This is a genomic window from Candidatus Competibacteraceae bacterium, from assembly GCA_016699715.1.
In the GTDB taxonomy this organism is placed as follows: domain Bacteria; phylum Pseudomonadota; class Gammaproteobacteria; order Competibacterales; family Competibacteraceae; genus Competibacter.
In genome coordinates this window covers 531,674-554,114 of sequence record CP065007.1, presented here as the reverse complement: position 1 = coordinate 554,114, position 22,441 = coordinate 531,674, and the positions used below count along the sequence as shown (strand labels likewise).

Sequence of the window (22,441 nt, the reverse complement as noted above, 5' to 3'; positions counted from 1 at the left end):
CTTGATGCCTCATAAATGAGACCTTATAATTATCGACTTGTAAATAACTAACTGATTTATAAATACTTAAACCTGGTCGCCAGCCAGTTCGGCAGACCGAAATCGATCTCGGGCAGCCAGCTCCACAAGAACCCTCGAAGAGCCAAAGCATTATAGTGGAAAAAAACGCTTTCATACCGTTAAAAACACGACGGTCTCGGATACCCAGAAGCGCACCTCGATTCTCGGCGAAACCGTCCCTGGCAGTCAGCAATTCCCGGTCTCTTTTTCCAGCATCTTGAATCGCAATGATATTTTTCTTGATATGACATTGAATATACATAAAAAACTTCTTACAGATCAATGATCAACCAAGAGACCGGGAATTGCTGCCTGGCAGTCAACATGATGACTCATTGCTACGCGTCAGTCTTTGTTGGTCTGAAAGGAGGGACTCCATAACTTAGAGACTTCTAAAAACTAAGTCATTGATCTATATAACAGTGGATTCTGATTTCCAGCCGATTTTTGGCCGGTCAAGCCGGCTAGAATCCGGTACCATAATGAGGGTTTAGTGATGAACAAATACCTGTGTAAATTGCTGATAGGATTATTGAGCACCCTGCTGCTCACCGATGTTTGCCTAGCGCAGTGGGCGGGTTACGGGCCACGCTGGACGTACAATGGTCGGGAAACGATGTTTGTTGGGCCTCTTCAAACGACCGGCCAAGAAGGCTTCTCATTTGGATACGCATGGGGGCCTGCTGGTTCAAATGGAGCTATAGAAATGTGGCCAGACACGTATTTTAAATCTGGATATTGGGCTGTGGAAAACCCATACTATTACTCACGTACAATCGCGGAATTATGGGCTCAATCTGGTAATAATGCTGGTGCATTGTGGATGAGAGATCGTTTGCAAGAGCCAACCGTTGTGTTAGCTACAATTGGTACCTATTCAGGTGGCTTATGGGTTTCGGATAATAGGGGAGCACCCGTATATTCGGCGGGCATCAATGGTGAATTAGGTCTTGTATGGGGAAGGACGAAAAGCTTTATTGTCCCCCATCCCCAAAACCCAGATTTAATGATTAGGTATACATCTGTTGAAGGTCCCGAAGCAGCGATTTACACACGCGGCACGATCGACTTGGTTTCGGGAAATGCTTATGTAAGCTTGCCCGAACATTTTGTGGTGATGGCTAATCCTTCCTCGGTTACGGTTAGTCTGACTCCCCGTGACGCAGAATCCAAGGGTCTTGCCGCTGTCGAGGTTTCCGGGCAAGGATTTAGAGTTGTTGAACTCTTCCATGGAGCTGGTAACTATAAGGTCGATTATCTGGTCCATGCACTTCGCAGTGGTTACGAAAACCAGGAGGTTTATCTTGCCCGAACAAAAGCGATTCAGGAAAAAACCTTTACTCCTGAAGGGAACATTCCCACCGAGAGCTTTGAGGATTTTTTACCACCAAGCGAACCTCCTCAGACAAAACCTTTAGAAGGTCAGAAGTGACTTAACTCAATGACCTGCCGGCGCGTTTTAGAGATTTTAGTCGGCAGGTTTTGATTAAAGTCGGTCTGGGACTGTGCAGATGAATCCGCCTGATACTTATAATTACTAGAATCAAATGCTCAACCAGTGATATCTAGCCGGCACCGATTGAGCATGATGAGATAGAATGGTTTGGACTTTGAAATGAATAGCAATATAAAACAATTTGAACAAGAAAAATATATCTTTATTTTGATGTTGACGATTATCTTTACGGCAGTAGTAATTCGTGCTGCATGGATATCGGATGACGCGGCCATAACTTTCAGAGTGGTGCTCAACTTCACTCATGGTTTTGGGCCAGTTTTTAACATTACAGAGCGTGTGCAAGCCTACACACATCCATTATGGTTTTTTGTCATTTCTTTTTTGTATCTTATTATTAATAACGTATTTTATGCGACTCTTTTTGTTTCGATTATTCTTTCGGTATTATCTTTCGTCTTGGTGTCTAAACTGTCTTTATCAATAGAATGGGCGATTATAGGGTTGCTGGTTTTAATTTTTTCCAAATCATTTATAGACTTCAGTACATCGGGATTAGAAAATCCACTATCCTATTTTCTTCTAATTCTGTTTATTTTTGCGTTTAAAAAACAGCCTAAAGGAGAGCAATCTAAACGATCTGGAAGATATTTGTTTAAATTAACGCTTTTGTTTTCCTTGCTTTATCTTAATAGACCAGATCTTATTATTTTGATTTTACCAATTTTTTTACTCGTTTTTTATCGGATAGAAAATATAAAAATAGCTTTACCAGCTATAGTGTTAGGTATATTGCCTCTAGCCTTATGGACTTTATTTTCATTAATATATTATGGCTTTCCGTTTCCGAATACGGCCTACGCTAAGCTTGGTACAGGTATTGATAATTACGAATTAGTTCTTCAAGGAGTTCAATATTTTTTCGATTCACTAAGGCGCGATCCCCTAACTTTAATTGTTATTTTTATCAGCCTTATATTGGGATTAAAAAATCGCTCCGCACTAACTTTTTGTTTATCATTAGGTATAATTTTTTATTGCTTGTACATATTAAAAATCGGTGGTGATTTCATGTCTGGTCGTTTTTTTTCCGTTCTTGTGATTACGGCCAGTATTATATTAGTCAATCTACCAAAGATAACGATATCGACTTGCGCAATATTATCCGTTGCTATAATAATAATTGGAGTTTCATCACCTACTAGTACGTTATTTATCAACAATAATGTGAAGCAAGAACTTGAGCCATCAGGCATTGTTGATGAGCAGGGATGGTATTATAAACGGAATGGATTGTTGTCGGGTGATCGCTATAGATTTATAGATTTACCTGCATGGCCTAAAAATGACACAACAAAAATAGGAAAGGTAGAAATAATAGATGTAAAAGTACAATGCGGCGGCTTAGGGCATCAAAGTCTTTATGATGGTCCTTTCGTTCATTTCATAGATCCTTGTGGCCTAACTGATCCCTTGCTTGCCAGATTGCCTGTAGGGTATAACAAGAATTGGCGCGTAGGGCATTATGGTAGAGTGATACCGACTAATTACGCCAGTAGTATTAGTAGTTCAAGAAACCTGCTTGAAGATGTAGGGCTAAAAAATTTTTATGATAAACTGAATGTAATAACCAGATCACAGATCTTTTCTGTTGAACGGTTTATGACAATATTAAGAATGAATTTAGGCCAATATTCATATCTTATTAATAAAAAAGTATACCGTAAAGAACCAGTGGATCAAGCTATAAACCAGGATCAGATTTCTAAAATAAAGCCAGAAGGAACTGCATGGGATGCTTTAGGGAACTACATTTTATCCGAAAAAAGCCAATTGGATATTAGTTTTAACACCCTAGTAAAAAACGACTTTGACTCTAAATTGATTGATATATCGCTTGATAATAATGATCAATATACTTTAGTCTTTGAGAAAAAAAGTTCCCCGATTGGACAAATAAAAGTAGGTCCAAAAAAGATACTTAGTGGAGGATTAGCTAGGTATGATATTAAAATACCAAACTATATCAATGAATTCGATAAGATAATTATTAAACCGTTTTATGGTGATGGGAAATACTCGGTTGGTCACCTAGTATTGAAAAGTAGCTCAGAATTATAGCCCGGCACTCCTAGGTGGAGCTGCCGGCTGACGTCGGCCACCGTGCCGTGGACCAACCGCTTCAACACGTCCTGCTCGAACGCCGTGGTCTGCGGACGGTGTGGATCGTACCCAGTGCAGCGTTGAGTGGTGGTCGGCCCGCCCGCACAGAACGGACAACGGTAGCGCTTCGGCCGGATTTCAATCACTACGTCACGTCCAAACACCGGCAAGTGCTGCAACCGGATCGGTCGGTCGAATCCGTGAAACCGATCCATATTCCCGTCCGCAGCGGTGGCATCGGATCGTCTTCAAGGTGCTTTCCACCTCGATCAACACCGTGCCGTGCCTTCCTCTAGCATCCGGTTGGTCAACACGCGCACGTCGGGCAGATCCTCGAGCTTAGAGATCATACAAACCATGAAAAGTCGGATTTTTAATTGGCGTCTCATAGTAATAACGATAGTAGTCTTTGAAATAATTTATCGAGCGCCCTACTTATTTTCAAACCCCCGTTTTTGGGCAGAAGAAGGAAGATATTTTTACAAGGGAATATATTTTTTTTGGTATGAAGCGCTTTTTTCTCCCCAACAAGGTTATTACTCACTCTTTCCTAATCTAGCCACTTTATTGGCAGCTCGTCTCTCACCTTTGGAATACGCCCCACTTATCACAACAATTGCTGCATTCATTGCTCAATTGCTTCCCTATATAATTATTTTGTATCGCCTTAAAAACAGACTACAACCGATTCAGCAAATACTATTTTGTATAATTACACTTTTTGTAGTCAATACTGGAGAGATTTGGCTAAATACCATTACAACACAGTTTCATCTTGCTGTTGCTGCATTTATCATTCTTCTCGCTAACCACGATGAGTTAAATCGCTACGTTACTTTATTTGACCGTATAGTTTTGATCATATCTGGATTAACGGGCGTCATTACATGTTTCCTGCTACCAGCATTTGCAATCAGATGGTATCTAGATAAGAGTAAAAATTTATTAACTCTAAATATCATTCTAATTATCTCGTGTATTGTACAGCTCTGCTATATTACTTACACAGCAACGCTCGGTAGTGGAGTTGGCAACCGCTTTTTTTTTCCAGGCTTAGCTTCAATAATAAAAACATGGCAAGTACAGTTTTTACTGTGGCCAATACTTGGTAGTCAATGGAAAGAAATACTTGGGGCAGAGTTATTGGGAGGATCAGTAGCAATATCAATTTTATTGATAGCACTTTCTACTGCAACCCATATGAATCGACAATACTCAATTCCAATAATTATTGCCTTTCTAACTGTATCAATATTATCATTGGTTGGATCACTTGGGATGGGCGGAGGTTGGAGATATGGTTATGTTCCAGCCGTAATCTTGCTTAGCCTATTTGTCATTGGAACTAACAAAGATACTCAAAAACTGCATAAGATTTTGTCTTGGTTTATAATTTCACTATCGGTAGGTTTTTGGGTATCTAACTATCGGGAGGCGCTTAAACCTTGGGTTGTGCCAGATGGACCTGTATGGATGGAAGAGGTGCAGATGTGGCGGAAAAATCCGAATAGGCCATTACAAATATATCCACAATGGGAACGTGCAAAATGGCATATCAAACTACACTAACCTATTAGTTTATCTCCATCTATTCCGCCTGAACTATAACTTAATGGCAGTCTTTATCAAGACCACGGCGTATAAATCGGGTAACCCTGCCGAATGAAAACCTCTGTCCCCCTCTGCGTTGACCTCGACGGCACCCTGCTGAATTCCGATCTGCTGCTGGAAGCAGCCTTGGTCCAGTTCAAGCAGACACCATTGTCGGTCCTGCGCTGGCCGCGCTGGCTGGCGGGCGGCAAGGCTAGGTTCAAGGCGGAAATCGCCGCGCGGGTGGACCTGGACATCGACACCCTGCCCTACAACCCGGCCCTGTTGGCCTTGCTCCGCAAACAGCGGCAACAGGGCCGGAGATTGGTGTTGGTCACCGCTTCAGATCGGAAATTCGCCGAGCAGGTGGCGGCGCATCTGGGCCTGTTCGACGAAGTGCTGGCGACCGATGGCGACCGCAATCTGGCCGGCCCGCACAAGGCTACAACCCTGGTGGAACATTATGGCGAACACGGCTTCGACTACGCCGGCAACTCCGCCGTGGACGTGGCAGTGTGGAAACACGCCCGCCGCGCGCTCGTGGTCAACGCCCCACCATCAGTCGCCGCCCAGGCTCGCACGGTCTGTGAAGTGGAGCGAACTTTCGCCCAAGACCCGTCCTCATGGCGACATTGGAGCAAGGCGCTGCGCCTGCATCAATGGCTGAAAAACCTACTCATCTTCATGCCCCTGGCTGCCGGCCACGCTTGGAATCAGCCAGCCACGCTAGTACTGGCGCTGCTGGCTTTTATCAGCTTCGGCCTATGCGCCTCTAGCGTCTACCTCCTCAACGATCTGCTCGACCTCGGTTCCGATCGCCGCCATCCGCGCAAGTGTCAGCGACCTTTCGCCGCCGGCAAGCTGCCCATCCTGCAAGGCGTGGTCGCCATCCCACTGCTACTCATCGCCGCGTTTGGCCTGAGCCTGCCAATCAACCCACCCGCGTTCACCGTCGCGCTGGCCACCTACTACGTTTTCACCCTGGCCTACTCGCTGCGACTCAAGCAAATCCTGATGCTCGATGCCATCGTGTTGGCCGGGCTGTACACCCTGCGGATCATCGCCGGCGCGGCGGCGGTAAGCCTCATACCCTCGTTTTGGCTACTGGCCTTCTCGATGTTCCTATTCCTCAGCCTGGCCTTGGTCAAGCGCTACGCCGAACTGCAAACCCTGCGCGAGCAGGGCGAATTGAGCGCCAGTGGCCGGGGTTATCATGTGGACGATCTGGGCATCCTACAAAGCCTGGGCACAGCCGCCGGCTATCTGGCGGTGCTGGTGCTGGCGCTGTACGTCAACAGCGAAACCAGCCGCGCGTTGTATGGCCAACCGATGGTCATCTGGCTGCTCTGTCCGGCGCTGCTCTACTGGATCAGCCGGGTCTGGCTGCTCACCCATCGCGGCGAAATGCACGATGACCCGATCATCTTCGCCCTGACCGATACCCACAGCCGCTACGTGCTGCTGGCCTGCGCACTGATCTTCCTAAGCGCGATGCCGAAGTGAACGCCGTCGTGTCCATCACCGCACTAAGCAGTTGGGGCCGTTATCCGCACTCCAAGCCGCGCCAGATTCTGCCCTGCCGCGACGCGCAAATTCTCACCCTGCCGGCGGAACCATTGTCCTGCCTGCCTTTCGGCAATGGCCGCAGTTACGGCGATGTCTGCCTGAACGACGACGGCGCACTGCTATGCACGCGAGGACTGGACCGGCTCATCGCCTTCGATCCGGCCATGGGGCTGTTGCGGGCGGAAGCCGGCCTGCTGCTTTCAGACATTCTGGCGCTGATCGTCCCACAAGGCTGGTTCTTGCCAGTCACCCCCGGCACCCAGTGGGTCACCCTGGGCGGCGCCGTCGCCAATGATGTGCACGGCAAAAACCACCACATCGCCGGCAGTTTCGGCAATCATGTGCGCGCCTTTGAACTGTTGCGTTCCGATGGCGAGCGCCTGATCTGTACCCCGAAACAGAACATCGAATGGTTCCAGGCGACGGTCGGCGGGCTGGGACTAACGGGGTTGATCGCCTGGGTGGAAATCCAGTTGCAACGCATCGCCAATCCCTGGATCGTGGCCGAAAATCGCCGCTTTGCCAGTCTGGACGAGTTCCTGGCGCTCAACGACGACTACGAGGCGCGCTATCCCTACATCGTGTCCTGGATCGATTGCGCCGCTCGGGGTCGGGCGCTGGGCCGGGGGATTTACATGGCGGGAATGCATGCGCCGCCCGGTCTGATGAAACCGCCGCCAGTGGAACGTCGCGCGCTGACCGTGCCGTTCGCCCCGCCGATCTCGCTGATCAACAACCCGAGCGTGCGCGGGTTCAACTGGCTCTACTATCATCTGCCGCGCCCGGCGCGTGGGCTGACGCCGTATCAACCCTTCTTCTACCCGCTGGACAACCTGCTGGAGTGGAACCGGCTGTACGGGCGGCGAGGCTTCTTTCAATACCAGTGCGTCATTCCCCCCCTCGACGCCCGCGAAGCCTTGCGGGAAATTCTGGCCCGCATCGCCGCCAGCGGTCAGGGTTCGATGCTGGCGGTGCTCAAGCGCTTCGGCAAACGAACTTCTGGCGGGCTGCTATCCTTCCCGCGCCCTGGCATCACCCTGGCGTTGGATTTCCCCAACCGGGGACAAAAGACGCTCGCCTTGCTGGAACGGCTCGACGAGGTAACCCGGCAGGCCGGCGGGGCGGTCTATCCGGCTAAGGACGCCCGAATGAGCGGCGACAGCTTCCGCCAGTATTACCCGCAGTGGGAAGTATTCAGCCGCTCTATTGATCTCCGTTTCTCCTCCAGTTTCTGGCGGCGGGTAATGGCCAACTGAATTTCACGGAAAACGACATGCGCAACATCCTGATTATCGGCGCCACTTCGGCCATTGCCGAAGCCACCGCCCGTCGTTTCGCCGCCGCTGGCGCGCGCTTCTATCTGGTCGGGCGCAACGCCGAAAAACTCGCCGCGATTGCCCGCGATCTGGAAATCCGCTCCGGCCAGCCGGTCACCCGCGAGAGTCTGGATCTCGATCAACTGGACCTGCATCCAGCCCTGCTGGAGCGGGCCAAACAGGTGCTCGGCGGTATCGATGTGGCATTCATCGCTCACGGAATCTTGCCCGATCAGGCCGCCTGCCAGCAGTCGGTCGAAAAAACCCTGGCGGCGATCCAAACTAATGCGCTAAGCACGATTAGCTTGGCCACCTTGCTAGCCAACACCTTCGAGCAGCGCGGGCGTGGACTCCTGATCGTCATCTCCTCGGTAGCGGGTGACCGGGGCCGGCAGAGCAACTACATCTACGGCGCCGCCAAGGGCATGCTCAACCTGTTCCTGCAAGGGTTGCGTAACCGATTGAGCAAAAAAGGCGTCCAGGTGCTTACCATCAAGCCGGGGTTCGTGGATACGCCAATGACTGCCGCGTTCGAGAAAAAGGGCCTGCTCTGGGCGCAACCCGACCAGATCGCGAAAGGCATCGTCGTCGCCGTCGAGCGTGGTCGGGATGAAGTGTATCTGCCCGGCTTCTGGCGCTGGATCATGCTGGTGATCCGGCATATCCCCGAAGGGATATTCAAACGGTTGAAGCTTTGAATTTGGGGGGGGGAAGGTTCTTGAAAATCTGGATCGACGCGGATGCCTGCCCGGCGCCGGTGAAAATGATTGTGTTCCGCGCCTCGCAACGGGTCGGTATGCCGGTCACCCTGGTCGCCAACCAGCGGCTGCAAACACCCCCTTCGCCCCTGATCACGGCGGTGCAGGTCAGTCAGGGCTTCGACGAAGCCGATGATTACATCGTGCAACAGGCCACCGCCAGCGACCTGGTCATTACCGCCGATATCCCGCTGGCGGCACGCCTGGTGGAACGGGGCGTGCCGGCCCTCAACCCGCGCGGCGAGCTGTACACCCAGGACAACGTGCGGGAGCGGCTGGCTTTACGCAACCTCAAGGAAGAATTGCGCTCGGCGGGCACCCTGACCGGCGGCCCACCGCCTTACAACGACCGCGACAAGCAGGCGTTCGCCAACGGTCTGGATCGCTGGCTGGCGCGCTGCCGGACCCGCTAGCGGGTCTCCCCCATCCGCCCATTCCCCAGCGGCAACTAAATCCAGGTCATCGCCTGCCCCGCCAGCACCAACCCGAAGGCGGCGAAGGTCAGGAAATAGACGCGGGTCAACAAACCGAGATCGGTGGCGTCCAACCGCGGTTCGGCCACCAGATAGGGCGACCGCACCGCGTTGATGGTGCGGTACAGATAGGACAGGAAATAACCGGCGGCGAACGGCGGGAAAATCCGTGCCGCCACGGCTTGGGCGGACCTCGTCGCCGTCGCTCCGTTCATCGCCTGGGTTCCGGCACGCTCTATCGATGCTGAGACAGCCGATAGACCCGCTCCAGCAGCCAGGTCAAACCGCGTTCCCGCCAGCGCGACTCCTCCGCCAGGGCATCGCGGGTGTAGAGCAATTCCACGTCATGGGTCGCCTGGTACAGCGCCCGCACCTCCGCCTCGCCGACCGCGAACGGCGGCCCCGCCAACACACTTTGGTCGTACTCCAGCGTCACCAGCAGCACCCGCGTCCCCACCGGCAGGATCGTATCGAGATGGCGGGCGTAGCGGGCGCGCATCGGCGGCGGCAACGCGATCAGCGAAGCCCGGTCGTAAATCCCGGCGGCGTCGGCCAGATGATGTGGCTCCAGGTCGAAAAAATCGCCGAGCAGAATCCGGATCTCATCGACTTCCCAGATTTCGAACGCCCCTTCCCGCCAGCGTCGCGGCTTCAGCCTGTTCTCGGCGAAAAACGCCTCGACCGCGAGCCGGCTGATTTCCACCCCGGTCACCGGATGGCCTTCGCCGGCCAGCCACAGCAGATCGCGGCTCTTGCCGCACAGCGGGGCGAACACCCGCTGACCGGGACGCAGGTCGAGCTGGGTCCAGAATTGCTGGAGATGAACGTTGATATCCTGTTGATGAAAACCGATCTCGCTTCGCTCCCAGCGTTCGTGCCAAAAACTCGGTTCCATGGTCGCGCATCCGCGGTTGGGTGAAAAAGAGTCAGCCCGGCCACCAGGCGCGGGGCGTGAACAGCATGCCAGCGCCCAGCAACAGATAACGCAGGTCCTTACCGGCACTGTGCTGGCGGCTGTAGAAGACATCGCTCATCAGCCGTGCCTCGCGCGGCGCGCTGGCCGGCAAGATCAATTGCGTGGGGCCAATCAGCCCGGCCGGCGCCCGATCGGCGAGCCGCTCCCAGTCCTCCCGCTGGCTGTCGGCCTGCTCCGGGGTCAGCGGCTCCGCGCCCACCAGCCGCAGATCGCCACTCACCACCGCCAGCAGGCGCGGCAGGTGGCGCAGCAACGGAATCGAGGTCATCCACTCCATGGCGACGAACGCCTGCCGTCGACGCCCACCGATCTCGTCGAATTCCAGGCGATTGCCGCGTAGCCGGGTCTCGCGCAGGGGATCGTCGAAATTCTCGCTCAGCGCGGCGACCAGCGCCAGCGGCCACAACGGCAGCGACAGCAACAGCAACAGCAAGCCCAGCAGGCGGTTGAGCGATTCGGCCAACATGCCGCCCGACATCGCTTCGCGCTGGTTGACCGCCGGGACAGTCTCGATCACCGGCAGCACCGCCCCGGTGTCGACCTGGATCAGTCGATTGCCCTGGACGATGGCGTTTCGTATGTCCAAGCGCTCGCCGATGTAGGCATCCGACAACACCACGCTGTCGCGCAGGCTGGCATGACGATCCACGATCACCCGGTTGGCGATCACCACCTCGCCGTAAAACTCGGCGCTGGCTTCAACGCGGCAGTGCCCGCCGACGAAGGCGACACCCTGCCGCAGGCTGCGCGGCGACACCTTGGAGCGCGGTCCCACGGTCAGCCCCAACCTCATCGGCTGGCCCGGCACGATCAGGCCCGGAAACCGGCCGGCGGCGGCATCGAGGTTGACTTGATGGTAGGCACGCGGCGATTCCAGCCGATTCAGGACAGCGCCGGGCAACTCCACCACCGGCCAGGTGGGCAGCATCTCAACCGGTTCGGCGGACCAGAGCAACGGCTCCAATCCGCTTCGGCCGCCGACACGGTGCAGGCACAGGCTCACCGGCGCATTCGCCGCTCGGCCGTACACCACCGGACCGGTCACCTCGGCGGCCAAGCGTAAAAACTCGCCCAGCGCCGCGCCGTGCAGCACATCGCCCCGCAAGGCGAGCAGCTCGTCGGCCAGTTGAGACTGGCCACTTTCCACTATGGTATCCGGGTCTTCCTCGCCGTGGGTCAGGACGTAATTCAATCGTATCCCCCAGCGGCTACCGTCGCCCAGCGCCGCCCGCAGTTCGTCGGCGAAAGGCGAAACCGCCACCACCGCCTCGCGCAGGCCGGCGGCAACCAGCGCTTCCAGCGTGTGTTCCAGCACCGGTTTACCCGTCACCGGCAGCAGCGCGGCGCAGGTCCGGTCGGTCAGCGGCTCCAGTTCCCGGCCCAGTCGGTCGGCGAAAATCAGCGCTTGCATGTTCAGTAGGCCCCTCGCTCCAGCAGCACGACCGGCACGGTCTCAAAAGGAAAAAGGGAAGGAGGAAAATCGGGTCCAGCACCAACCTTGCCAGCACCAATCCTGGCCTTCCGCCGCCAAGGCCCCTCGCCAACCGGAATCCAGCGGAAGATTCAACACGCTCCATTCCCGACCCGAGGCATCCCGCAGACCGATCCGACCATCCGGCAACCCACCGTCCGGGAAACAAACCTCCAGATTTCGCAAACCGCTTGCCAAACCGCCACCCAGCGCCTTGGCAATCGCTTCCTTACGGGTCCAGCAGTTAAAAAAGGCTTCCCGGAGTCGTTCCGCCGGCAGCGCCTGAAACACCGCCCACTCGCGTGGCGTGCACACACGCTCGGCCACCGACGCCGTGCTCACCACCCGATTCAGGCACTCCAAATCCACGCCAACCTCGCGACGAGCCACCGCATACAACGCTTGGTCGCCGCTGTGCGACAGGTTGAAATGCAGGCCAGCACCGGCATCCTCGCCCGCCAACAGCGGTTTGCCGCGCCGCCCGCAAGCGAAACGCAACGCCACCACAGGTCGGTTCAGGTACGCGCCCAGCAGTTCCCGCAGCAGGCCACGCCCGACAATAAAGCGATCCCGGTGTTCGGGAAGACGGAACCGCGCCGCCCGCTCCCGTTCGTCCGCCGCCAGCGTCGTCGCCAGTTTCGTTAGGGACCTCGGCGGCCGATCCAGATCCGCCAGCCACAGATGAACGCCGTCGGCGCTCAGAGCCGGTTTCCACCCACCGGCGGACACCTCCGGCCAAGTTGGCGCAATCGTCCTATCGCTCATCGGCGCACACGGTTACAGTGGGCGCCCATTCGGTCACCGACCCCAGGGGACACATCTTATGAGCCACACCATCGACATCAAGGTACGAGGTTATCATCTCGACTTGTTCCGCCACGTCAACAACGCCCGTTATCTGGAATTTCTGGAGGAAGCCCGCTGGAACCTGCTGGAAAGCCGGGGCAATCTGGATCTCCTGGAGCAACACGGTTACACTTTCGCCGTGGTCAACATCAACATCAACTACCGTCGCGCCGCCTTCATGGGCGAAATCCTGCAAATCGCCACCTCGGTGAAAACCATCGGCACCCGCAGTTGCGTGATGCACCAACGGGTCACGCTCAAGGGCAGCGATACCGTGGTCGCCGACGCCGACGTCACCTTCGTCATCGTCGACACCCACACCGGCAAGGCCGCGCCGCTGGAGGGCGAACTGCGGGTGGCGATAGAGCGACTGGCGGCTTGAGCGCGGCGCGGCTTATCCTTCGCGAGTGCCCTCCCAGCGCCAGGCATGGGCAACGATGGTTGCCAGATCCGCGTAACGCGGGTTCCACCCCAGTTCGGCCCGCGCCCGCCTGGAATCGGCCACCAACCGCGCCGGATCGCCCGGTCGGCGCTCGCCGTACACCACCGGAATCTCGCGGCCGGTGACGGCGCGGGCGGTTTCGATCACTTCCCGTACCGAGAAGCCATTGCCGTTGCCGAGGTTGAAAGCGGCACTGCCGGCTCCGTCCCACAATCGTTGCAGCGCCAGCAGATGCGCCTCGCACAGATCGGTTACATGAATGTAGTCGCGGACGCAGGTGCCGTCCGGCGTGTCGTAGTCGGTGCCGAACACGGCGATGTTCGGCCGGCGGCCGGCGGCGGCTTGTAGCACCAGCGGAATCAGATGGGTTTCCGGCTCGTGGCGCTCGCCCAGTTCGCCGTCGGGATCGGCGCCGGCGGCATTGAAATAGCGCAGACACACCGCCTTCAACCCGTAGGCCACGTCGTAATCCGACAGCATCTGCTCGACCATCCACTTGCCACGCCCGTAGGGGTTGATGGGATTTTTGGGATGATTCTCGTCGATGGGCGTCCGCAGCGGTTCGCCGAAAATCGCCGCCGTGGAAGAGAAGATGAAATGGTTGATCCGATGCGAGACCATTGCATCCAGCAGGTACTGGGTCTTGAACACGTTGTTGAGGTAGTACTTGGCCGGCTCGCGCACCGACTCACCGACCTGGATATGAGAGGCGAAATGCAGCACACCGTCGAAGCGCGAGGTTCTGAGCAGATCATCCAGCATGTCCCGCTCGCCCAGATCCCCCAGCACGAAGCGCCCACCCTTGACCGCGTCGCGGTGACCGGCGGACAGGTTATCCAGCACCGTCACCTCGAACCCGCGCTGGCAGAGTAACTTGACCATGTGGGAACCGATATAACCCGCTCCGCCGACCACGAGTACACGCATGGGGATTCTTCCTCTATTTTCGATATCACAGCGTTAAAAATGTAACGTTCCCGTACCGGCCGCCCTACGACTGAGAGACATGGAAACACGGGGCTCACCAATCGCGACACCACCCTGGACAGCTTGTTCATCGGCAAGAGGATTGAGGGAAAAGAGGCATAAACCGTCGCGGTGCATCCCGCGGCACCTGGCATTCGAGCAGGATCAGGGCCGCGAACGGGTACGATCGGTGTCGTAACCCGCGCGGCGACGAATCAGCGGCCCTGCTTCAAACGCCCCGGTGGTTCGCTCGATCCAGCGCCGCAAGGCGAACCGGGTCAAGTGCGCATCCGGCATTTTTCCGGCAACCCGGCTCGCCGTCGACAATCTAGGCACTCCGTTCGCGATGCAAACGCAGCAAGCGCTCCATCAACTGTTCGATTTCGGCTTCCAACGCGATCTTTTCCTGTTCTCCCTGGCGTTCGCGCGCCGCCAGTTTTTCTTCCAACTGCTGGCACTCCCGCTGGGCCTGTTCCACTTGTCGGCGCAACTCGCACACCTCCTGATCCGCAAGATTGGCGAACCCGGACGACGGGTTCTCGATACCCGCCGTCGCCGCCTGCTCCCGCAATACCCGGCGCTCGGCCTGCAACCGCTCCAACTGCTCCCGCATCGCCTGACGTTCTTCTTCCCAGGCCAACCGCTGCTGGTTCAATTCCCGCGCCGCCGCCGCCTTGAGCTGTTCCGCCAAGTGCTGGCTGTCCGGCGACAGGCCGTAACCGGGGTGACTGGCGCGTGCTTTCTGTAGCGACAGATTGTCTTCCAAGGTATTCATCTGGATCTGCAAAGCCAGCCGCTCGCGCTCCCACGACTCCTGTTGCTGCTCCAAGCGCTCGTCCAGCGCTGCCTTATCCTGCCGCAGCACCCGCAACTGTTCCTCGAACTGGCTGTTATGCAGCAGCAGGCTGTGCCGCTCGCGCTCCCATTGTTCGCTGTCCCGCGCGAAACGGTCCTGCAGCGCCGCTTGCTCCCGTTCGAGACGTTCAATGGTATCGCGCAGCTTGGTGGCCTCGCGCAGATGGGTTTCTTGCTGCTGATCGCGATCGGCTTGCAAATCGGCGCATTGCCGCTCCAGCGTGGCATAACGCTCGCGTTCCTGCTCCAGCTCGCCTTCGAATCGCTGCTGCTGCTGCTGCTGCTGTTGGCGGACCTGGTAAATCGCCGTCCGCTCATCCTGCAAGGCATCTTGCAGTTCGCCGTATTTTGTCTGGTCGTCGGTGAGATCCGTTTGCGCCCGCGCCAGATCCCGCCGCAACATTCGGTAGGGCAACAGATAGATCGTCATGCCACCGACCACCAAACCGATCATCGCTCCAATAACCAGATATATCATGATGTCTGTCATAACCGCTTCGCTCGCCATGGTGCGCATGGACGCATCCCCGACTGGTTTCGGCGCGGGGCACCTGTCCTTTCAGCGCAGCGCATATGCCAGTACCGCCGCGCCAACGCCGGTGGCGGCCGCCCAACCCGCCGCCAGATGAACGCGCCGTCGCAGGTCGTGCTGGGCATCCGCCCACAACTGGCGTGTCGTTTGTTCGGCCGCCGCCGCCGCCGCGTCGGCTTGCCTGACAGCCGCCTGGGTGGCCGCCGCCTCCGCGGCCGCGGTGGCCTGCGACACCATCTCCCGCGCCACATTCTCCGCCGCTTCGCGGGCATCCGCGCCGGCTTTTTGCGTGGCTTCGGCAAACCGCAAGCTCAGTTGCCGCACCAGCCGGCTAGACAGATCGTGCAGTTGCTGTTGGCATACCTGTCCCGCCATTTCCCGCGTCAGCTCTTCAAAGGAGGCCCGCGCTTCGCGCCGGTAGGTCTCCAACCGCTGCTCCATCAACGGCAGCATCTGCGCTCGCAGCGCGGCTTCACTGGGTTGGACTTCGCGTGGTTCCGGCGGCTGCCATTCCGCCAGCTGTTCCGCGCAAATACGGCTTACGATCCGACCGCACGTCTCCCGCTGACTGATTTCCACGTCCTGTCGCAGTTTGGCGACCACATCGTTGATCAGCGGCAACACCTGCGTCTCGATCGCCTCGTAGAAAACCTGTTCGGCTTTTTCGAGGGCAATCGCGCCGACTTGGTTGGCCGTCATGCCTTCGGCGGCCGGTGTTGCCACAACTGGTTCCGGCGAGCTGGGCGGAGGGAGGTTGACGGCATCGAACAGCGCGTTAAATCGTTCGAGAATCGTACCGAGGGTTTCGGGTATCGCCGGCTTGCTCAGTACACCGACGGCACCGGCCGCCTGGGCCTCATCCTGATAGGAAGGTTCGTCCTTCGAGGTATACATCGCTACCGGAATCGAGGCGGTGGCGGGGCTGTTTTTGATCTGTCGCACGGTCGTGAGGCCATCCATGCCGGGCATGGTATGGTCCATGAAGATCGCATCCGGCTGCTGGTCGCGCAGATAGCTCAGAGCCTCCTCCGCCGAATCCACGGTATCCACGGTCATGCCGAAGCCCTGCAACATCTTGCGCAACATCAGCCGCGCCGACTTGGAGTCATCTACGATAAGGACATGTCGGACTGGCATAGACCCTCCTGGTTTTTTTGTGCAGATTAACAGGATTTCCTTACGTTAAGAACGATTCTAGCCGAACCGACGACGCTGACGCGGGGCGCTGACGTAGCATCCTGTAAAACCGGCAACCCATGACGATGGCATCGTACACCGCAACCGCGCGACAGGCGACGACGAGCCGCATCGCCCTCTCGACCGCCATCGGAAGGTCGAGTCCGTTCAACGCCGACGGCACGAAAACGTGCGTGGTGTAAACAAGCAACGACGCCTGAGCGAACGACGCCAGCGAATATGGCTCTCCTCAATGAGTTGTGGTCGACGCAGGAGCGAAAATCCCCCCACCCCCCTTTTTCAACGAGGTGAATCGCCCCAGGTTTTGAGGAGGCTCCTCACTCTTGAGAAGATGGCGCCATGATGAGCAAGAAGATCACCCCGACGTCTTCCCCCGAGGTCCGCGAACGCGCTGTCCGTCTGGCGCGGGAACACCGCGGCGATTATCCTTTGCCCAGGCCGCAACCGCCGCCTCGTCCTAATGGGACGATGACGATAGCGGTTCCGCAGAGGACGACAGGGTCGCGATTTTCCCGACCAGGCGCTGAAACGTCTTCAGGCTTTCGTGGGCGCAGCCTCGCCAAGCGGGCGAGTCGCCATCCACCGGGCCGCGCTCTTCCAAGGCGGCGATCCGCCTTGGCCGCATAGGGATGGCGGACGAAGGAGACCAGTTTCCGAGGCATTTCGTCGGGAGGCAGAGTGAAATCCGCCAGCCCGGTGGAAAGGGCGGCACGCGGCATGCCATCGAACTTGGCCGACTCCTCGCTTTGCACCATCACCATCCCACCCGCTCCCTTGATCGCCCGGATACCGCGCATTCCGTCACTACCGGTACCCGAGAGGATCACGCCGATGGCCTGGTCGGTCTGATCATCGGCCAGCGAGCGCAAGAATACGTCGATGGGCAGATTCAGCCCGCGCGCGTGGTCCGATTCGCTCAGCACCGGTTCCATGGCGTTCATGGCTCTTGAGCGGAGTCGGGATAGTTCCACTGGCCCTTGAACTTGATGCGGATATCGTACCGGTTGCCGGTCAACACGATGGCCAGCCACTCCACCGATGGTCCGAACGCGAATAGGCTGGCTGGAGTCATAAACATTGCGATTTTAGAACCTGTTCTTCCTATCCCATCGGAACATGCCATCGCCGGCATGAATATACTTTTCGCGCCTTATTCGCGCCTTAAACGTGTCGGGAGCACTCATGCAATGACACCCGGATCGCCCGTTCAACCCTTGCGTCTGGCCATCACCGGCATGAGCTGCGCCGGTTGCGTCGCCGCCGTGGAAACCGCCCTGCGCGGCGTACCCGGCGTGGCCGAAGCCAATGTCAACTTCGCCGAGCGCACCGCCCAAGTGGCCGGCGGCGCCGAGGCCGAAACGCTGATCCACGCAGTGCGGGCGGCCGGCTACGACGCCGCCGAACTGCGTGACGCCGCCGCCGAAGCCGAGCACGACGCCGCCGAGCAGGCCCATTATCGCCGTCTGGTTCGCAACACCGTCGTTGCCGGCGCCCTGGCCGCACCCTTGCTGCTGGCGGAACTGGCCGGCTGGCTGCCGGCGTTGGCCAGTCCCGGCGGCCGGTGGTTCTGGATCGCGACCGGCCTGCTGACCCTGGCGGCGATGATCTACAGCGGTGGCCATTTCTTTAGCGGCGCCTGGCGCCAATTCCGTCATCACAACGCCAACATGGACACCCTGATCGCGCTGGGTACCGGCGCCGCCTGGTCGTATTCGATGCTGGTGGCCCTGTTTCCCAACAGCGTGCCCAGCCTGGCTCAACACGCCTACTTCGAAGCAGCGGTCACCATCATCGCCCTGATCAATCTCGGCTCCGCGCTGGAAAGCCGGGCGCGCGGCAAAGCCTCGACCGCCATCCAGCGCCTGCTCGGCCTGCGACCGAAAACCGCCCGCTTGGTCATGGGCGATCAAGAACGGGATGTCCCCATCGAAACCCTGCGGATCGGCGATTCGATCCGGGTGCGGCCGGGCGAAAAAATTCCGGTGGACGGCGACATCGTCCACGGCCACTCGACCGTGGACGAATCGATGCTGACCGGCGAACCGCTGCCGGTGGTCAAACAGGCCGGCGATGCCGTGACCGGCGGCACGGTGAATCAGACCGGCACCTTCGTGTTCCGCGCCGCCCGGGTCGGCGAGGACACGGTGCTGGCCCACATCGTCGCCAGCGTGCGGCAGGCGCAAAACAGCAAGCCGCCGATCGGCCGGCTGGCCGACCGGGTCGCCGCCGTGTTCGTCCCCTCGGTCCTGATCGTGGCCATCCTGACCGCGCTGGCCTGGTTCAATTTCGGCCCCGAACCCCGGATCGGCTATATCCTGGTCACCAGCCTGACCGTGTTGATCATCGCCTGCCCCTGCGCGCTGGGGCTGGCCACACCGATCTCGATTATGGTCGGAGTCGGCAAAGCCGCCGAGCACGGCATCCTGATCCGCGACGGCGAAGCCTTGCAGCGGGCCGGCCAACTCACCGCCGTGGTGCTGGACAAGACCGGCACCGTCACCGCCGGACGGCCGACGGTGACCGCCGTGACTGTCCTGTCCGGCTTTCAAGAGGACGAGATCTTCGCCTTGGCCGCCGGCCTGGAAGCCGGCTCCGAACACCCACTGGCCCAGGCGATTCTGAGCGCCGCCCGCGACCGTGGGCTGAGTATCCCCCCCCTGGAGCGATTCGAAGCCATCGCCGGCCACGGCGCCAGCGGCGAGGTGAAGGGTCGAGCGGTGCTGGCCGGCAACCGCCGATTGCTGGAAACGCACGGTATCGATACCTCCCTGCTCCAGGCCGAAGCCGAACGACTGGCCGCCCAGGGACAAACACCGGTGTTCGTCGCCGCCGACGGCCGGGCGGCTGGTATCGTCGCGGTGGCCGATCCCATCAAGCCGGACTCCGCCGCCGCCGTCCGCCGCCTGCGGGAACTGGGTCTGAACGTGGTGCTGCTGACCGGCGACCACATCGCCACCGCCCGCGCCATCGCCGCGCAGGCCGGCATTGAGGACATCCACGCCGAGGTACCACCGACCGGGAAGGCCGACGTCATCGCCAGCTTGCAAGCGCGCGGCGAGGTGGTCGGCATGGTCGGCGATGGCATCAACGACGCCCCGGCGCTGGCCCAAGCCGACGTGGGTCTGGCGATGGGTACTGGCACCGATATCGCCATCGAAAGCGCCGGCATCACCCTGGTGCGCGGCTCCCTGCATGGCGTCGCCGACGCCGTCGCCCTCTCCCGCGCCACCCTGGCCAACATCAGGCAAAATCTGTTCGGCGCTTTCCTTTACAATACCTTGGGAATTCCGCTCGCGGCGGGCGTGCTCTACCCCGCGACCGGACTGCTGCTCAACCCGATGCTGGCCGGCGCGGCCATGGCGTTGTCATCGTTTACCGTCGTCAGCAACGCCAACCGCTTGCGCGGTTTCCAGCCACGAGGCAAACCGACATGACCGCACTCCTTGTCAATCTGGCCGGACTGGGGCTGATCGCCCTCATCGTCTGGTGGTTCTGGCTGGTTCGCCCATGAAGCCACCGCTGCTTGCCAAACCGTCCTGGCTGGGCCGGCTGGGGCTGGCCGCAACCTCGCTGCTCGCCGTGGTGATCGGCTTTGCCGTCGCCTCGGTGCTGCTCGTCGTCCTGCTGGTCGCCGGACTGGCGGCCGGCGGTTGGCTGTGGTGGCGACTCCGCCGCCTGGCCCGTCAGGCGCAAGGGACCGCGCCGGATTTCATCGACGGGGAATACACGGTGGAACCGGATCGACCCCTGCTGGAGGATTCCCGGACAGCGCCGGCCGAGGCCGCGGAGCGATCCGCCGCCACGTCGCGTCGCGTGCCGTGAACGCCGCTCCCACGGCTGAGCCGCTGGCTCGGCGCATCTTCGCCGAGCAGGTCCGGCTACTCTACGTTCAGGCTCCACTCGGCACGATCGCCAGCCTGCTGATCGCGCCCTTGCTAGTGTTCATCCACTGGGACATCGTACCGCGCGCGGTGCTGCTGAGCTGGCTGGCCCTGCTGGAAGCGACCATCCTGGTCCGGATGGCGCTGATCGCCGCTTTCCAGCGCCGCCGGGAAGCGAACGCCGACACCGACCGCTGGGCCAAGCGCTATACCTGGGCCTGCGCCGCCAGCGGCGTCTGCTGGGGCGGTTGCGTCGTCCTGCTGATCCTCGCACCGTCCCTGGCGTACCAAAGCTTCACCACGCTGGTGCTGGGCGGCGTGCTGATGGGCGGCGTGCTGACCATGACGCCGGTACTGCTCACCTACGTGGCCTACGCCCTGCCGCTGACCCTGCCGCCGGTGCTCTGGCTGCTGCTGCAAGACGACCCGCTGCGCGCCACCATGGGCGCCACCGGCCTCCTGTACCTGCTGCTGGCACTGGGCACCGCCCAGCACTACCACCAGACGCTTGCCCGTTCGCTGCGGCTGGCGCTGGAAAACGCCGGGCTGGCCCAATCGTTCGCCACCGCCAAGGAACAGGCCGAGGCCAGCAACCAGCAACTGGCCGAGCAGCAGGCGGCGCTGCGGGGCAGCGTGGAGGCCATGCGCGAGCTGTACGCGGTCATTTCCATCCCGCGCCGCCATCCCATCGACCAGGTCCAGGCCATGCTGGCGATGGGCTGCCAGCGCTTCGGGCTGGCGATCGGTATCCTGTCGCATGTCGAAGCCGAGCGCTACGAAATCGTCCAGGCCATCACGCCCGGCGGTGAAATCAGTCCGGGAGATATCTTCGCTCTCGGCGACACCTATTGCCGCGATACCCTGCGTGCCCAGGAGCCGCTGGGCTTCGAACGCGCCTCGACCAGCGACTGGCGCCGGCATCCCTGTTACCTGAAACTCAAGCTGGAAACCTATCTGGGCGCGCCGGTCCAGGTCGGTGAGCACATCTACGGCACGCTCAACTTTTCCAGTTTCCGGCCGCGGTCGGCGCCGTTCACCACCGTGGACCGCGAGTTGATTCAGCTCATGGCCCGCTGGGTGGGCAGCGCCCTCGAACAGGAGCAGATGGCGGCGGCGGCGCAGCGGCAGCAAACCTTGCTGGCCCACGCCTCGCGCCTCAACACCCTGGGCGAAATGGCTTCCGGGCTGGCACATGAAATCAACCAGCCGATCACCGCCATTTCCCTGTACGCCGAAACCGGCTTGGCCCGCTTGCGCGACGGCCCGCTCGAACCGGCCGAGTTGCGGGAAACCCTGGAGAAAATCGCCGCGCAGAGCGCCCGGACCCACACCATCATCCAGCAGATCCGTCATTTCGCCCGCCGAAGCAAACCCCAATACCTCACGGTGCGGGTCAGCGCCCTGTTCGACGATATCGCCGACTTTCTGGACATGGAAACCCGCCGCCATCATGTTCATCTCCGTCAAGACATCGGACCGGACTTGCCGCCCGTATTGGCCGACCCCCTGCAAGTCCAGCAGGTGATCCTCAATCTGGTGCGCAACGCGGTGGACGCCACGGGCACGGTCGACGGGCCGCGCGCCATTCTCCTGTCCGCCCGCCCCGGACCGAATGGGGTCGAACTCGCGGTTCAGGACAACGGCCCCGGTCTGGATTCAAACCTGCTCAGACAGTTACCGCACCCCTTTTTCACCACCAAGCCCGACGGCCTGGGTCTGGGGCTATCGATCAGCCAATCCATCGTCGAAGCCCACGGCGGCCGGCTGTGGGCCACGCCCAATCGAGGCGCCGGCGCCACGTTCCACTTTACCTTGCCCGCCGCCACCCGGCTCCATCGCCCCGAACGGGTGGAAGTGACCCTCTAACCCGCGGGAGTTCCGCCGGAAAATCGC

21 protein-coding genes are annotated in these 22,441 nt (G+C 58.8%); 11 read left to right on the top strand and 10 right to left on the bottom strand.

The genetic code is table 11. From position 1 onward, the window contains the following. The first annotated feature begins 556 nt into the window (after positions 1-556). Together IPM89_02545 and IPM89_02540 are read left to right on the top strand one after the other, a co-directional pair. Positions 557-1,492, top strand: a complete 936-nt coding sequence (locus tag IPM89_02545) for a hypothetical protein (protein QQS54752.1) — start codon at positions 557-559, stop codon at positions 1,490-1,492. Positions 1,493-1,675: 183 nt separating this feature from the next. Continuing rightward, positions 1,676-3,637, top strand: a complete 1,962-nt coding sequence (locus IPM89_02540) for a hypothetical protein (GenBank protein ID QQS54751.1) — start codon at positions 1,676-1,678, stop codon at positions 3,635-3,637. On the opposite strand, the gene IPM89_02535 is transcribed toward IPM89_02540, so the two are convergent. Continuing rightward, positions 3,604-3,894 carry a transposase family protein gene (locus tag IPM89_02535; GenBank protein QQS54750.1) on the bottom strand — a complete coding sequence of 97 codons (291 nt, stop codon included), beginning with the start codon at positions 3,892-3,894 and terminating at the stop codon, positions 3,604-3,606. The two genes, IPM89_02540 and IPM89_02535, sit on opposite strands and share 34 nt — an antisense overlap. Positions 3,895-4,036: 142 nt before the next feature. Between IPM89_02535 and IPM89_02530 the strand changes: the two genes are divergently transcribed. The 5 genes from IPM89_02530 to IPM89_02510 all read left to right on the top strand — a co-directional run bounded on the left by IPM89_02530 (position 4,037) and on the right by IPM89_02510 (position 9,322). After that, positions 4,037-5,248, top strand: a complete 1,212-nt coding sequence (locus tag IPM89_02530; protein QQS54749.1) for a hypothetical protein — start codon at positions 4,037-4,039, stop codon at positions 5,246-5,248. Positions 5,249-5,341: 93 nt separating this feature from the next. Beyond that, positions 5,342-6,772 (top strand): UbiA family prenyltransferase, encoded by a 1,431-nt coding sequence (locus IPM89_02525; protein QQS54748.1) that lies wholly within the window; start codon positions 5,342-5,344, stop codon positions 6,770-6,772. Positions 6,773-6,786: 14 nt separating this feature from the next. Next, on the top strand, positions 6,787-8,091 hold the full coding sequence (locus tag IPM89_02520) for an FAD-binding oxidoreductase (protein ID QQS55750.1): 1,305 nt from the start codon (positions 6,787-6,789) through the stop codon (positions 8,089-8,091). 17 nt (positions 8,092-8,108) lie between these two features. Further along, on the top strand, positions 8,109-8,849 hold the full coding sequence (locus IPM89_02515) for an SDR family oxidoreductase (protein ID QQS54747.1): 741 nt from the start codon (positions 8,109-8,111) through the stop codon (positions 8,847-8,849). A gap of 20 nt (positions 8,850-8,869) precedes the next feature. Continuing rightward, positions 8,870-9,322 carry a YaiI/YqxD family protein gene (locus IPM89_02510; protein ID QQS54746.1) on the top strand — a complete coding sequence of 151 codons (453 nt, stop codon included), beginning with the start codon at positions 8,870-8,872 and terminating at the stop codon, positions 9,320-9,322. A gap of 35 nt (positions 9,323-9,357) precedes the next feature. On the opposite strand, the gene IPM89_02505 is transcribed toward IPM89_02510, so the two are convergent. From IPM89_02505 to IPM89_02490, 4 genes are read right to left on the bottom strand one after another with little or no spacing between them, the layout of a single operon-like run. After that, entirely contained in the window at positions 9,358-9,597 is a 240-nt protein-coding gene (locus IPM89_02505) for a hypothetical protein (GenBank protein ID QQS54745.1), read from the bottom strand. Positions 9,598-9,617: 20 nt separating this feature from the next. Beyond that, entirely contained in the window at positions 9,618-10,277 is a 660-nt protein-coding gene (locus tag IPM89_02500; protein ID QQS54744.1) for a thiopurine S-methyltransferase, read from the bottom strand. Between the two features lie 31 nt (positions 10,278-10,308). Beyond that, a complete protein-coding gene (locus IPM89_02495; protein QQS54743.1) occupies positions 10,309-11,769 on the bottom strand; it encodes an NDP-sugar synthase in 1,461 nt (486 codons plus the stop codon). Positions 11,770-11,811: 42 nt separating this feature from the next. Continuing rightward, a complete protein-coding gene (locus tag IPM89_02490; protein QQS54742.1) occupies positions 11,812-12,594 on the bottom strand; it encodes a 4'-phosphopantetheinyl transferase superfamily protein in 783 nt (260 codons plus the stop codon). A gap of 58 nt (positions 12,595-12,652) precedes the next feature. Here IPM89_02490 and IPM89_02485 point away from each other — a divergent pair, with 58 nt between their 5' ends. Continuing rightward, positions 12,653-13,057, top strand: coding sequence for an acyl-CoA thioesterase (locus IPM89_02485; GenBank protein ID QQS54741.1), 405 nt, complete (start codon positions 12,653-12,655; stop codon positions 13,055-13,057). A gap of 12 nt (positions 13,058-13,069) precedes the next feature. Here the strand turns inward: IPM89_02485 and galE are convergent, their stop codons facing one another. The 5 genes from galE to IPM89_02460 all read right to left on the bottom strand — a co-directional run bounded on the left by galE (position 13,070) and on the right by IPM89_02460 (position 17,745). After that, complete coding sequence (gene galE / locus IPM89_02480) at positions 13,070-14,044, bottom strand: UDP-glucose 4-epimerase GalE (GenBank protein ID QQS54740.1); 975 nt, start codon at positions 14,042-14,044, stop codon at positions 13,070-13,072. A gap of 367 nt (positions 14,045-14,411) precedes the next feature. Continuing rightward, positions 14,412-15,416, bottom strand: a complete 1,005-nt coding sequence (locus IPM89_02475) for a hypothetical protein (protein ID QQS54739.1) — start codon at positions 15,414-15,416, stop codon at positions 14,412-14,414. An 81-nt stretch (positions 15,417-15,497) separates the two neighbouring features. Then, positions 15,498-16,607, bottom strand: a complete 1,110-nt coding sequence (locus IPM89_02470; GenBank protein ID QQS54738.1) for a response regulator — start codon at positions 16,605-16,607, stop codon at positions 15,498-15,500. A gap of 482 nt (positions 16,608-17,089) precedes the next feature. Further along, the gene (locus tag IPM89_02465; GenBank protein QQS54737.1) at positions 17,090-17,608 is read right to left on the bottom strand and encodes a hypothetical protein; all 519 of its coding nucleotides are present in this window, start codon (positions 17,606-17,608) and stop codon (positions 17,090-17,092) included. Next, positions 17,605-17,745, bottom strand: coding sequence for a hypothetical protein (locus IPM89_02460; GenBank protein ID QQS54736.1), 141 nt, complete (start codon positions 17,743-17,745; stop codon positions 17,605-17,607). The genes IPM89_02465 and IPM89_02460 overlap by 4 nt, the downstream gene beginning before the upstream one ends. Positions 17,746-17,854: 109 nt before the next feature. On the opposite strand from IPM89_02460, the gene IPM89_02455 reads away from it, so the two are divergent. The 3 genes from IPM89_02455 (at position 17,855) to IPM89_02445 (ending at position 22,414) form a co-directional block, all read left to right on the top strand. Continuing rightward, positions 17,855-20,101 carry a copper-translocating P-type ATPase gene (locus IPM89_02455; GenBank protein ID QQS54735.1) on the top strand — a complete coding sequence of 749 codons (2,247 nt, stop codon included), beginning with the start codon at positions 17,855-17,857 and terminating at the stop codon, positions 20,099-20,101. Positions 20,102-20,174: 73 nt separating this feature from the next. Then, complete coding sequence (locus tag IPM89_02450) at positions 20,175-20,489, top strand: hypothetical protein (GenBank protein QQS54734.1); 315 nt, start codon at positions 20,175-20,177, stop codon at positions 20,487-20,489. Next, positions 20,486-22,414: a GAF domain-containing protein gene (locus tag IPM89_02445; protein ID QQS54733.1), complete on the top strand. Its 1,929-nt coding sequence runs from the start codon at positions 20,486-20,488 to the stop codon at positions 22,412-22,414. The genes IPM89_02450 and IPM89_02445 overlap by 4 nt, the downstream gene beginning before the upstream one ends. Positions 22,415-22,441 lie beyond the last annotated feature (27 nt).

Bases quoted from the DNA above. Each gene is read 5' to 3' on its own strand.
- IPM89_02500 (QQS54744.1), bottom strand. From the start codon at position 10,277: ATGGAACCGAGTTTTTGGCACGAACGCTGGGAGCGAAGCGAGATCGGT.
- IPM89_02475 (QQS54739.1), bottom strand. From the start codon at position 15,416: ATGATATATCTGGTTATTGGAGCGATGATCGGTTTGGTGGTCGGTGGC.
- IPM89_02515 (QQS54747.1), top strand. From the start codon at position 8,109: ATGCGCAACATCCTGATTATCGGCGCCACTTCGGCCATTGCCGAAGCC.
- IPM89_02505 (QQS54745.1), bottom strand. From the start codon at position 9,597: ATGAACGGAGCGACGGCGACGAGGTCCGCCCAAGCCGTGGCGGCACGG.
- IPM89_02545 (QQS54752.1), top strand. From the start codon at position 557: ATGAACAAATACCTGTGTAAATTGCTGATAGGATTATTGAGCACCCTG.
- IPM89_02525 (QQS54748.1), top strand. From the start codon at position 5,342: ATGAAAACCTCTGTCCCCCTCTGCGTTGACCTCGACGGCACCCTGCTG.
- IPM89_02465 (QQS54737.1), bottom strand. From the start codon at position 17,608: ATGAACGCCATGGAACCGGTGCTGAGCGAATCGGACCACGCGCGCGGG.
- IPM89_02485 (QQS54741.1), top strand. From the start codon at position 12,653: ATGAGCCACACCATCGACATCAAGGTACGAGGTTATCATCTCGACTTG.
- IPM89_02455 (QQS54735.1), top strand. From the start codon at position 17,855: ATGACACCCGGATCGCCCGTTCAACCCTTGCGTCTGGCCATCACCGGC.
- IPM89_02535 (QQS54750.1), bottom strand. From the start codon at position 3,894: ATGGATCGGTTTCACGGATTCGACCGACCGATCCGGTTGCAGCACTTG.
- galE (QQS54740.1), bottom strand. From the start codon at position 14,044: ATGCGTGTACTCGTGGTCGGCGGAGCGGGTTATATCGGTTCCCACATG.
- IPM89_02460 (QQS54736.1), bottom strand. From the start codon at position 17,745: ATGTTTATGACTCCAGCCAGCCTATTCGCGTTCGGACCATCGGTGGAG.
- IPM89_02470 (QQS54738.1), bottom strand. From the start codon at position 16,607: ATGCCAGTCCGACATGTCCTTATCGTAGATGACTCCAAGTCGGCGCGG.
- IPM89_02530 (QQS54749.1), top strand. From the start codon at position 4,037: ATGAAAAGTCGGATTTTTAATTGGCGTCTCATAGTAATAACGATAGTA.
- IPM89_02495 (QQS54743.1), bottom strand. From the start codon at position 11,769: ATGCAAGCGCTGATTTTCGCCGACCGACTGGGCCGGGAACTGGAGCCG.
- IPM89_02450 (QQS54734.1), top strand. From the start codon at position 20,175: ATGAAGCCACCGCTGCTTGCCAAACCGTCCTGGCTGGGCCGGCTGGGG.
- IPM89_02540 (QQS54751.1), top strand. From the start codon at position 1,676: ATGAATAGCAATATAAAACAATTTGAACAAGAAAAATATATCTTTATT.
- IPM89_02490 (QQS54742.1), bottom strand. From the start codon at position 12,594: ATGAGCGATAGGACGATTGCGCCAACTTGGCCGGAGGTGTCCGCCGGT.